Consider the following 10,819-nt stretch of genomic DNA (forward strand, 5'->3'; position numbering starts at 1 on the left):
TGTTAATACGTAGTATTAATGGCGAGACTCCTGAGGGAGCAGTGCCAGTCGAAGACCAAGGCTGAGACGGCACCCTAGGAAAGCGAAGCCATTCAATACGAAGTATTGTATAAATAGAGAACAGCAGTAAGATATTTTCTAATTGAAAATTATCTCACTGCTGTTTTTTAGGGATTTATGTCCCAGCCTCTAAATGTTATTAGTTATTTTTACTTTCAATATCAGAAATAATTTCTTTAGTTTTTCTTTCAATATCTTCAAAATCTTTTTTAAAGATATAAGCAAATGCTACTACACCAACACCAGCAACTAATGTTGTAATAGCAACTAAGCTAAATACGAATTTAAACACACATTTAATAAAATTCCACATCTCAATTTCACCTCTGTTAAATTAAATACCTATCTACATTTCATTATACTATCATATATAGAATAATCATTAAATAAATACCCACTTTTACGAAATATATTCATCAAATTATATAGTGAGCAAGCTAATGATTATTTTCAAAAATGCCGAGGAACCTCTGTTTCAACGTGACATGACCTTATATGCTAATGTTAACAATGACTATTATCGTGAATGCTAACTTAAGATTGTTATTTATGATAAGATGATTTTAAGTTTTTAACTTAATATCCCCACCATCTATAAAAATATGTTTTAACTGATTGATAAGTCTTATACACCGAGAAATCACCTCAAACAATTTTATATTTCATTTAGTAAAATATAACTTTATTTAACATGACATTCAATATACATACGATTACTATTTATTTACAATATATTACAACTAAAAAGAAAGGGGCCGATGATATGCAACAAGTGATATCAGATATTATGACTTTTAGAGGTTCACATTTCGAGTTAGGTGTTAAAACTGGTAAATGGCTTCAACAAACACCTCTTCTAAAAAATCGAGAAAAAGAATGGAAAAAACGTGTCCCACGTTTCGATATAGATGTAAATGAAACTTATCAAATATTCCAAACTTACGCACCTCAAATATGGGAAGAATTAATGGGACTACAAAGTATACTCAAAATGCCAACACGCCAAATTATTTTAAACTTTGGACATTATCGTTTTACCGATTTAAAAGAAAGTGGTTGCACGGTCTTTCAAGGCAAAGACTTCATGGTTAGAAATTATGATTACCACCCTGCAACTTATGATGGTCGCTACTTACTATATCAACCTACAGATAGCGGTTTAGCTCAAATTGGTCCTGTATCAAGGGTAACTGGAAGAATGGATGGTATGAATGAGTCAGGATTAACTATGGGCTATAACTTTATGCACCGGAAGAAACCAGCAAATGGTTTTGTATGTTATATGATTGGTCGTCTAATTCTTGAAAATTGCCGAAATGTAACAGAAGCAATACAATTATTGAAAGAAATACCACACAGAAGCTCATTTAGCTACATACTGATGGACAAATCATTGAACCATGCAATTGTTGAAGTGACACCGAGATCAATAGATGTTCGTTATGATAATATATGTACAAATCATTTTGAAATATTAACACATGAAAATCGTAATTATACAAAAGAATCTAAAGAAAGACTGGCGCGTACCATTTCACAAACTAATGATAATTTAGATATGACTACAGCATTTAAGTTATTCAATAATCCTCAGTATGAAATTTACAGTAAACTATTCAAAAGCTGGTCTGGCACCATCCATACATCAATGTATCAACCTGAAACATTAACTGCATATTTTACATTGGGAGAAAATGCGCCACCAGAAATAATAGATTTCAAATCATGGTTAGATGGTCAAGACCTTAATATCACTCACTTTACTGGCAATATAGATACCGACTTAACTTTTGCCAACAAATAAATAACACCGATATTAGAGAAATTATGCTTCCTAATATCGGTGCTTACATCCTTTATTTATTCAACTTTGATATTACCATCAATCGTATAAAATTCTAAAACATTGTCGCTTTTCCCAACTTTACCATTAGTAAATGTTTTATTTTTAACTACGCTATCACCCGTTCCCGGATTTAGCTTTAGTATAGTGTCTTCAGGTTTACTATCATACTTAAAACGAATATCTCCTTGTTTAGTAGAAGCTTTTGCATCTACTTTTGATGGCATGTTTTTAAATTCAATGTCACCATGATCGTTTAAAAATATGGATTGTTTAATTTGACTCTTGTCGATTTGTAGCGTACCAATAACAACTTTAATATTGCTATTTTTAATGTTACTTTTACTAATATAAGTAGAACTATTATTTGTCTTTGAATCTAGTGCGTCAAGATTTGAGTTTTTAATAACTACTTCACCGTTAATGCTTTGAATACTTGTGTTCTCTAAATCAACATCACTGATTCTAACACTTCCTGCTCCAGATGATAGATTTAAACGTTTAATCATTTTATCAGGCATTTCAATCGTTAACGTTTTCTTATTCTCATGAAAAGGATTCATATCAATTGCATATCCTCTTGTCTTAGACCTTTTATCACTAATCTTCAACGTCTTATCTACTATATTAATTAATATATCATTGTCACCATCATATTTAACTCTAAATTGATTCCCCCGTTTTATACGAAGTTCTGTACTATCCAAATTTATAGATACATTGTCAAAAGCATCGTCTTTGAATGTTTTATCATATTGTTTAGTACCATATTTGTTTTTATCATAGCTGAACCAAATAATGGTTGCTGCTGTAAAAAAGACAACAAACACTAAAAGCCCAATAAAAAAGAATTTCTTCATTTTCTAACGCTTCCTTTGACAGTTTTAATATACCAAAGTAAATATTTTAAGATTAAACGATAAATGTATTCTAAAATCTTAAATATGACAATGATAAATACTAATCCTAATCCTGAATATGATATGGCAAAAAATACATTACTAATTGAGTCTACAATTCCTCTGGATATTGCTGATGCTAATAAAATAATTGGACAAAACAGCAGCAAAAGTGATATTAAAAATAATGCTAATACAAATAATCCAACTATAGATACTGGTATAAGGATGACAAAAATAGATAGAATGCCTAAACTTAATGAAGCAGCAACAGCTCTTGAAATATTTTCAAATGTTGGTTTAGATTCAGCATAATCAATAACACTTCTAGCTTTTGTTTCAGCTGCAACATCTTGTGGGTCTTTTAACTTCTTTAAAATTTCCCCTTCATCAACGCCATTAAGTTCTTGCTCATAAAAATAACGTTCATATTCATACATTTTTTGATCTCTTAAATGCCTAGGTAGCGCATCAAGTGCTGTTTCTAATTCATTTAAATAAGTAATCTTGTTCATATAGGTCACTCATCCCAATAAAATTATTCATTCGTTTTTTATAACTTTAAGACCTAAAGCTATTTACTAAAAAATTCAATACGTTTAATTTCTAAATCTTGATAAAGTAAGTTTAATTTTAAATGGTTATCTCTATCAATATACTTTACCGATGAGAAATCATTGCCAACTTTTGTTCTTTTATATCCGAATCCAAGATTTTCAATCGCGTTATTTATCGGCGAACCAATTCCCCCATCAAAATTAGTATGTATCTTTTCATCTCTTACTAATATTATCCCCTTAACGATGTTATCCTTTTCTCTCACTTTAACGGTAAGATCAGGGTGAGCTTTACTGTTATAAAATTTAAAACGATCAAACTTAATTTTTTTATTTACTTCATAGCCTTTTTTATCAAACTTCTCATTTAATTTAATATCGTTTATTTCAAGATTAGACAAATCCACAGTTTTCGTATGACGATATTGATATAAACCAATTAATACACCAAAAGAACAGATTAAAAATAATATAAACACAACCCAGCGATTTTGAATACGCACTGATGTCACCCTTTCTTTGTACTTATTTAAATATAGCATAAGGTGCTTCCCGTTTCATCCTTAACAAAAATTAACAAAGAATTTGCAATTAATTTATTTCATTACCTTTTATTACTATAAATTGGTATAATGTTGTAAATGCTAAAGGAGGTTTTTACAATGACAAATTTAGAAACTTATTTCAAAAATAGCCAACCCTTAAATGAATACATTGATGGAATGAAGACAAATCAAGATACCGTTCTCAGTATCTATCAATCATTTGAGTTACCAGAAGATGATTCACGCATCAAAAAAATAAAAGAGATGAATTATTCTAAAGTATTAGTAATTACTGAAGACTGGTGTGGAGATGCAATGATGAATCTCCCAATTCTAAAACACATCAGTGAAGCATTAAATTTAGAAGTACGCGTGTTCCATAGAGATGATGATACAAAACTGATCGATCAATATTTAACAAATGGTAAATCACGTGCAATTCCTATCTTCGTATTCTTGAATGATCAATTCGAACAAGAAACAGTTTGGGGACCAAGAGCAAATGAAGTCCAAAAATTTGTAACTGATGTTCGTGCTGATAAATTACCGAGCAAAGATCATCCAGACTATGCAGATTTAGAAAAAGAAACACACTTAGTTATATCAAACCGCTATAAAACTGACGCTTCATTTTGGAAAGCAGTTTATAATTCCATCCTAAATAAATTAGAAAATAAATAAATTTACAATAAGACAAACTTTGAGGTTGGGAAAATTTAAAATTCCCAACCTCAAAATTATTTTTATTAAATGTCTTTTTTAGCGACATATAAGATATTCAAAATGAAGAATATTACTATAGAACCTAATGAAATTACCCATTGCCAATTGCTAAAATCAAAGTTAGAGCTAATCATTTTATCAGTTAAGTAAGCAAAAGGGATATAATCAAAAGCATCTAAAACTTTTTCACCGTATCTTGGGATAAATGTAATAAAAGGTTTAATAAACGGTACAATGAGTACTAAAAATACACCTAATGAAAATATCATTGCTGTTTTTTGTGATGCAAGTGTGATTAAGAATAAAAACAAGCCAAAGAATAGTAAAAAGATTAGGAAGAACCATAAATTATCTACATATTTAGAAAACGCCAAATTTTTTCCATTACTAGATGCCTGCACAACAATCAAAATCACATAATGAATTAATGCAAATAATATTGAAATTAAAATAATTGAAATTGTTTTCGAAATAATGTATCCAACGCGTGTTTTAACTTTACTCATATATAGTTGAATTGTACCTTGTGAAAAATCACGCGTAATTGTCTTAACAACAAACATTAATCCAATTATTAACAATAACCATTTTGCTGCAGCAAATACAGATCCATAGACAATAATATGTTTCGGGTTATCCATAGAATTTGCCATAAGTATACTTTGAGTTGCAATCAAACTAGATACGACTAGTATCGCTAAATATGTTAAAGGACTTTTAAAAATACTATAAAGATCATACTTAACTAAATTTAAAATTCTCATTATTTATCACCTCTTTGATTTATATTGAAGTACGTATCACGCAATGAACTTTTACGTGTTTCAATATATTTCGGATAAATATCTAATTCAGATAATGCTTTTAGTATAACTTGATAATTTTTTTGTGCATTGATCATTAAATGTCCGTCTGCTTTGTCGACATTTTGTAATTGGAAATGCTCTGCAAGATATTTTTCAGTTCTATCAAAGTCTTTATGATCAACAGTAACTATCGTTGTGTCAGATGCAACACCTACCTCCATGTTTACATCTTGAACAAAATGTCCGTCTCTTAAAAATACAGCTCTATCACAAATTAATTCAATATCTTCTAACTTATGACTTGATATTAGAATTCTCATATCAAGTTCATTTACTAAAGACTTAATTGTAGTCAGCACATCAATTGAGCCATCTGGATCCATACCATTTGTAGGCTCATCCAAGATTAAAAATTTAGGTTTATTCATTAAAGATACTGCAATTGCTAACTTTTGCTTCATCCCCATTGAATATTTCTTAACTTTCTTTTTAATATAAGGTCTCATACCAAATGCATCTATAATTTTGTCTGTGTATGCTTTATCAAAACCCTTACCTAATACTTGTGCAAATAATTTCAAGTTATACAATCCTGATTTATTATCATATAATTTAGGATGCTCAATTAAAAAACCGATATTATCTGCATTATCAATGTCTACTTTTCCATCAAATTTAATAATATTACCATTCATTACTTTCATAACGGTTGTTTTACCAACACCGTTTTTTCCTATTAATCCGACAATTCTACTATCGCCAAAGTCAAAATCAATATCATTTAAAACGACATTTGAGCCGTATTTTTTTGTAATATGTTCTAATTTCATCGACTGCCTCCTTTAAATTTTCTAGTATTTATTTTATTGAGCTGTTTAAAATAATTAACAATAAGTATAACAATGCTTATAATTAGAAAACCAATATTTAAAATATATGAATATAAATCTGGGAATGATGATTGACTTAGAAGAAAATAATTCACCAACACTATTGCAATTGAAAATAAAAATGGAACTAAAATGATAATAGTAAACACGTATATACCATATGGCACTTTGACTCTACGCAATTCTGTAAATTGACTAAATGCAATTGGTATAGACAAGAAGTTAGATATGACAAATGCATATGCAGTTGAAAAATAGATTGAATTTGGTTCAATCACATCTGCTTCATAAGCATATAAACTAATAACAAGCGTTCCAATTAATGTTAAAACAATGCATGTAATATAGTTGGCATTAAGCAATTGTTTTTTTGACACTGGTAAACTCATATAAAAATAATATGAATCATTACCACCTAATCTACGATTGAGTCTAAATAAGTGACCAGCATCTAAAATCCAAATAATCAATATTGTTGGACTTATAAAAGATTGCAATAGGTAAAAGAACTTTGTTGAGTCAAGCATTATATAAAAAGGATATAAGGTTAATAATAGAACATAGATGATAAGTGTATATCGTCGTAATTTAAAATTCCTAATTAACAATGCCTTCATTTAAAAACCTTCTTCCATCAATTTGATGTTTTCATGATATTTAGGTTTTCTCTTTTCAAGATAAACCATTAAGTTCTCAATAGAAGGTGTAGTGATATTCACTTTATGACCTAAAATTTCTTTAAATACTTGCGCATGTTCTGTTAATCCTATAAATCCCGTACGCTTATGTTCTTCATAAATAAGTAGAGATGCTAATTCATCATCAAGGTCCTCAGTTGCACCACTCACAACTTGATATCTTTGTAACAGTTGTTCTTTTGAACCATTTAAGATAACTTCACCGTCACTTAAGTGAATGATATAATCAGCTATTTTTTCTAAATCTGAGATAATGTGTGTCGACATGAATATTGTTTTATTTTCATCAATTAATTCTTGCTGAATTATCTCCAATAGCTCATTTCTAGCTAAGGGATCAAGACCTGAAGTAGGCTCATCAAAAATATACAATTCAGCATGATGTGAAAATGCAACTGCTAGTGATAATTTCATTTTCATCCCAGTCGAAAATGTTTTTATTGATTTATTGATTGGTAAATCGAACTTTTCAAGATAAAATTCAAATACTTGATGGTCCCATTTACGATAAAAAGGGGCAATCATTTTTTCAAGTTGCTTCGTAGTCCATCTCTCATTAAAATAATTTTCAGAGTAAACAAACCCAATTCTATTCTTTAACTCTATCGGATTGAGAGCCATATCCTCTTCTAATACTCTAATAACACCAGTTTGTGGTTGATACAAATCCATAATTAACCTTATTATTGTGGTTTTACCAGCGCCATTTCTACCAATAAAACCAGTGACGAATCCTTGAGGAACTTTGAAAGAGATATTCTTTAAATTAAACTGATCACTTGAATAATTAACATTACTTAATTCTATGGCATTCATGATGATTCCTCCTCATAAATGAACGTTAAAATATCTTGAAGTTCCTCAAGTGACATTTCGATGGCTTGCGCTTCATTAACCAATTCTTTAACCAAATTTTCAATGGTAAAAAATTGTTTCTCTTTTAAAATAGAACTATCTTGCTCCTTAACAAAGGTCCCTTTTCCTCTAATTGTTGTAACAAAACCGTCTTTCTCTAAATCTTCATAAGCACGTTTGGTAGTAATCAAACTTACTTGAAGATCTTTGGCAAGTTCTCTCATTGACGGCAAATGCTCTCCAGGAGCAACATGTCCCTTTAAAATATTTTGTTTTACTTGTTGCTTAATCTGTTCATAAATCGGAAAATCACTATTGTTTTTTAAAATTATTTTCATCAACGTCCCCCTATCAACTTCTGTATATATACAATATACACAATATACACAGTTTTGTAAATATGCATGTCCATTATCAACCAGTCTTCAGAAATAACACTGAGTATTGTATTACTAGCAGTTGAATAAAATGAAATGACACTACCATTTAATCTTGCATTGTCTACTTCAATAAAAAAGACTGCTAAAACGAATGTCTTTAATCTCTACGTGACAACCGTAGCGTCAACATAAACAATCGTTTTAAACAGTCAATTCTATTTACTATTTTTACGTCGATCATTACTTCTACTTATAAAAGCACAAATCATAAACATAATCGCTGCTAATAATAATTTTATACCTTGGCTTTCATGATTAGTTGCTTGTAAATAATAACCAATAATAAATAAAATAATTGCAAGTACTACAAATATTTTTGTTAGATGTTTCAATTTATTTCACCTCAACATCGACATTATAACAAATATAAATTTTTTTAATAAGTTATTGAATTTCAAAAGTTCAAGGTACTAATCACTTTCAACTAAAATAGCGCAACAAAACCATTCAATCAAAATGATTATTGATTGCGATATATTGTGTTCAATGATATTATTTAAGTGTATCCACAGAATTATACTACACAACCCCAAGTCTGGTACCAGCAGACTTGGGGTTATTTATGTGTGTAGGATCATTTTTTATTTTTCCATTTCAGTTCTAACCAAAGTCGAAAAATAATTAGTAAGCCACCTGTAATAAGTGTCATCATCCCTTCTTGCCACCACATCATTACACTACACCTCCGTTCGACTAAAGTATCATACTGAAGGATGACCTACACCTATTCTAACATAAAAACAGAACATATGTTCGTATTTTGGCAGCAGATTTTACATATTATTCGTTAATTCACCAACAACACTTTATCTTTGGTATAATTAAAGATAATATATAGGCATACAATTTTTTTAAAGAGAGGTTAAGCAATAATGAATCCTTTAGCCCAAAGCTTAAATGAACAACTTCAACAGTCAAATGCAACTGCCTTTACAATGTTATCTGACTTAGGTCAAAATATGTTTTATCCAAAAGGCATTTTATCTCAATCTGCTGAAGCAAAGAGTACAACATATAATGCAACTATAGGTATGGCGACAAACAAAGACGGAAAAATGTTTGCATCATCTTTAGATGCAATGTTTAATGATTTAACTCCAGATGAAATATTCCCTTATGCGCCACCACAAGGCATCGAAGAATTACGTGATTTATGGCAACAAAAAATGTTGCGTGACAATCCAGAGCTATCAATCGACAACATGTCACTACCAATTGTTACGAATGCATTAACACATGGTTTATCTTTAGTTGGCGATTTATTTGTAAATCAAGGTGACACTATCTTGTTACCAGAGCATAATTGGGGTAATTACAAACTTGTTTTCAATACGAGAAATGGTGCAAACCTTCAAACATATCCTATCTTTGATAAAGACGGGCATTATACTACTGATTCACTTGTAGAAGCTTTACAATCATACAATAAAGATAAAGTCATTATGATTTTAAATTATCCTAATAATCCGACAGGTTACACACCTACGCATAAAGAAGTGACTACCATCGTCGATGCAATTAAAGCATTAGCTGATAAAGGTACAAAAGTTATAGCTGTTGTGGATGACGCATACTATGGTTTATTCTATGAAGATGTGTATACTCAATCATTATTTACTGCATTATCTAATTTAAATTCAAATGCAATATTACCTGTTCGTTTAGATGGTGCAACAAAAGAATTTTTCGCATGGGGATTCCGTGTTGGGTTTATGACATTTGGAACGTCTGATCAAACAACTAAAGAAGTATTAGAAGCCAAAGTAAAAGGTCTTATACGAAGTAACATTTCTAGTGGACCTCTTCCAACACAAAGCGCTGTTAAGCATGTATTAAAAAATAATAAACAATTCGATAAAGAAATCGAACAAAATATTCAAACATTAAAAGAACGCTATGAAGTCACTAAGGAAGTTGTCTATGCTGATCAATATCATTCACATTGGCAAGCCTATGACTTTAACTCTGGATACTTTATGGCAATAAAAGTTCATGATGTTGACCCTGAAGAACTTCGTAAACATTTAATTGAAAAATATTCAATTGGTGTTATTGCACTTAATGCAACAGATATTCGTATTGCGTTTAGCTGTGTAGAAAAAGAAGATATCCCACATGTATTTGATTCAATTGCTAAAGCGATTGATGACTTAAGATAATTAATTTCAACCAATAATCTGATGAGTATGACTCGGATTATTGGTTTTTTATTTTTAAAATTATTCCTTCTTTCAAAGTATCATAAGATATATTTTATTCAGCAACTTGTCAAACACTATACCTAATTAGTTTTATACATCTCTCCTAACAAAATCAAAAAATCGGACAGATGAAAAGTAAAAAACTTTTTCTATCAGTCCGATTTATTATAGAACCAATTTATATAACTTTTGGCAAATCACTTCAAACATTCAAGCATCACATCTCTACAAATGTAAAAGGCACCCCACGATTGTGAGATGCCTTATTATAAAATTAAAGATTAGAATTTAAGTTCAATATC

The 10,819-nt window shown here is 30.0% G+C and carries 14 protein-coding genes; 3 read left to right on the forward strand and 11 right to left on the reverse strand.

Translation table 11 applies throughout. The features are described 5' to 3' along the window. Positions 1 to 199: 199 nt before the first annotated feature. Complete coding sequence (locus IDG60_RS17165) at positions 200 to 373, reverse strand: hypothetical protein (protein WP_000267034.1); 174 nt, start codon at positions 371 to 373, stop codon at positions 200 to 202. A gap of 450 nt (positions 374 to 823) precedes the next feature. On the opposite strand from IDG60_RS17165, the gene IDG60_RS17170 reads away from it, so the two are divergent. Beyond that, positions 824 to 1,864: a C45 family autoproteolytic acyltransferase/hydrolase gene (locus IDG60_RS17170; protein ID WP_001188043.1), complete on the forward strand. Its 1,041-nt coding sequence runs from the start codon at positions 824 to 826 to the stop codon at positions 1,862 to 1,864. Positions 1,865 to 1,920: 56 nt separating this feature from the next. On the opposite strand, the gene IDG60_RS17175 is transcribed toward IDG60_RS17170, so the two are convergent. From IDG60_RS17175 to IDG60_RS17185, 3 genes are read right to left on the reverse strand one after another with little or no spacing between them, the layout of a single operon-like run. Continuing rightward, complete coding sequence (locus IDG60_RS17175) at positions 1,921 to 2,763, reverse strand: DUF4097 family beta strand repeat-containing protein (protein WP_000713072.1); 843 nt, start codon at positions 2,761 to 2,763, stop codon at positions 1,921 to 1,923. Continuing rightward, complete coding sequence (locus IDG60_RS17180) at positions 2,760 to 3,317, reverse strand: HAAS signaling domain-containing protein (RefSeq protein WP_001033971.1); 558 nt, start codon at positions 3,315 to 3,317, stop codon at positions 2,760 to 2,762. Before IDG60_RS17180 ends, IDG60_RS17175 begins: the two co-directional genes overlap by 4 nt. Positions 3,318 to 3,376: 59 nt before the next feature. Further along, entirely contained in the window at positions 3,377 to 3,901 is a 525-nt protein-coding gene (locus tag IDG60_RS17185) for a membrane protein (RefSeq protein ID WP_000966288.1), read from the reverse strand. 120 nt (positions 3,902 to 4,021) lie between these two features. Between IDG60_RS17185 and IDG60_RS17190 the strand changes: the two genes are divergently transcribed. Beyond that, positions 4,022 to 4,585, forward strand: a complete 564-nt coding sequence (locus IDG60_RS17190) for a thioredoxin family protein (protein ID WP_000182842.1) — start codon at positions 4,022 to 4,024, stop codon at positions 4,583 to 4,585. Positions 4,586 to 4,650: 65 nt separating this feature from the next. Here the strand turns inward: IDG60_RS17190 and pmtD are convergent, their stop codons facing one another. The 7 genes from pmtD to IDG60_RS17225 form a co-directional block, all read right to left on the reverse strand. Then, the gene (pmtD, locus tag IDG60_RS17195) at positions 4,651 to 5,391 is read right to left on the reverse strand and encodes a phenol-soluble modulin export ABC transporter permease subunit PmtD (protein ID WP_001221657.1); all 741 of its coding nucleotides are present in this window, start codon (positions 5,389 to 5,391) and stop codon (positions 4,651 to 4,653) included. After that, positions 5,391 to 6,263 carry a phenol-soluble modulin export ABC transporter ATP-binding protein PmtC gene (gene pmtC, locus IDG60_RS17200; protein WP_206160977.1) on the reverse strand — a complete coding sequence of 291 codons (873 nt, stop codon included), beginning with the start codon at positions 6,261 to 6,263 and terminating at the stop codon, positions 5,391 to 5,393. The genes pmtD and pmtC overlap by 1 nt, the downstream gene beginning before the upstream one ends. Further along, the gene (gene pmtB, locus IDG60_RS17205; protein WP_000645726.1) at positions 6,260 to 6,940 is read right to left on the reverse strand and encodes a phenol-soluble modulin export ABC transporter permease subunit PmtB; all 681 of its coding nucleotides are present in this window, start codon (positions 6,938 to 6,940) and stop codon (positions 6,260 to 6,262) included. The genes pmtC and pmtB overlap by 4 nt, the downstream gene beginning before the upstream one ends. Beyond that, positions 6,941 to 7,837 (reverse strand): phenol-soluble modulin export ABC transporter ATP-binding protein PmtA, encoded by an 897-nt coding sequence (pmtA, locus tag IDG60_RS17210; RefSeq protein WP_017431890.1) that lies wholly within the window; start codon positions 7,835 to 7,837, stop codon positions 6,941 to 6,943. Next, complete coding sequence (gene pmtR, locus IDG60_RS17215; protein WP_000691584.1) at positions 7,834 to 8,214, reverse strand: PSM export ABC transporter transcriptional regulator PmtR; 381 nt, start codon at positions 8,212 to 8,214, stop codon at positions 7,834 to 7,836. The genes pmtA and pmtR overlap by 4 nt, the downstream gene beginning before the upstream one ends. A gap of 257 nt (positions 8,215 to 8,471) precedes the next feature. Beyond that, positions 8,472 to 8,648: an SE1626 family protein gene (locus IDG60_RS17220; RefSeq protein WP_000681968.1), complete on the reverse strand. Its 177-nt coding sequence runs from the start codon at positions 8,646 to 8,648 to the stop codon at positions 8,472 to 8,474. A gap of 242 nt (positions 8,649 to 8,890) precedes the next feature. Continuing rightward, the gene (locus IDG60_RS17225) at positions 8,891 to 8,989 is read right to left on the reverse strand and encodes a Trp-rich small protein (RefSeq protein ID WP_000990056.1); all 99 of its coding nucleotides are present in this window, start codon (positions 8,987 to 8,989) and stop codon (positions 8,891 to 8,893) included. Between the two features lie 199 nt (positions 8,990 to 9,188). On the opposite strand from IDG60_RS17225, the gene IDG60_RS17230 reads away from it, so the two are divergent. Continuing rightward, positions 9,189 to 10,475, forward strand: coding sequence for an aminotransferase class I/II-fold pyridoxal phosphate-dependent enzyme (locus IDG60_RS17230; RefSeq protein WP_001068542.1), 1,287 nt, complete (start codon positions 9,189 to 9,191; stop codon positions 10,473 to 10,475). Positions 10,476 to 10,819 lie beyond the last annotated feature (344 nt).

The organism is Staphylococcus sp. EG-SA-2 (assembly GCF_017152085.1).

Coding starts and splice junctions, on each gene's coding strand:
- IDG60_RS17165 (WP_000267034.1), bottom strand. CDS start 373: ATGTGGAATTTTATTAAATGTGTGTTTAAATTCGTATTTAGCTTAGTT.
- IDG60_RS17170 (WP_001188043.1), top strand. CDS start 824: ATGCAACAAGTGATATCAGATATTATGACTTTTAGAGGTTCACATTTC.
- IDG60_RS17175 (WP_000713072.1), bottom strand. CDS start 2,763: ATGAAGAAATTCTTTTTTATTGGGCTTTTAGTGTTTGTTGTCTTTTTT.
- IDG60_RS17180 (WP_001033971.1), bottom strand. CDS start 3,317: ATGAACAAGATTACTTATTTAAATGAATTAGAAACAGCACTTGATGCG.
- IDG60_RS17185 (WP_000966288.1), bottom strand. CDS start 3,901: ATGCTATATTTAAATAAGTACAAAGAAAGGGTGACATCAGTGCGTATT.
- IDG60_RS17190 (WP_000182842.1), top strand. CDS start 4,022: ATGACAAATTTAGAAACTTATTTCAAAAATAGCCAACCCTTAAATGAA.
- pmtD (WP_001221657.1), bottom strand. CDS start 5,391: ATGAGAATTTTAAATTTAGTTAAGTATGATCTTTATAGTATTTTTAAA.
- pmtC (WP_206160977.1), bottom strand. CDS start 6,263: ATGAAATTAGAACATATTACAAAAAAATACGGCTCAAATGTCGTTTTA.
- pmtB (WP_000645726.1), bottom strand. CDS start 6,940: ATGAAGGCATTGTTAATTAGGAATTTTAAATTACGACGATATACACTT.
- pmtA (WP_017431890.1), bottom strand. CDS start 7,837: ATGAATGCCATAGAATTAAGTAATGTTAATTATTCAAGTGATCAGTTT.
- pmtR (WP_000691584.1), bottom strand. CDS start 8,214: ATGAAAATAATTTTAAAAAACAATAGTGATTTTCCGATTTATGAACAG.
- IDG60_RS17225 (WP_000990056.1), bottom strand. CDS start 8,989: ATGATGTGGTGGCAAGAAGGGATGATGACACTTATTACAGGTGGCTTA.
- IDG60_RS17230 (WP_001068542.1), top strand. CDS start 9,189: ATGAATCCTTTAGCCCAAAGCTTAAATGAACAACTTCAACAGTCAAAT.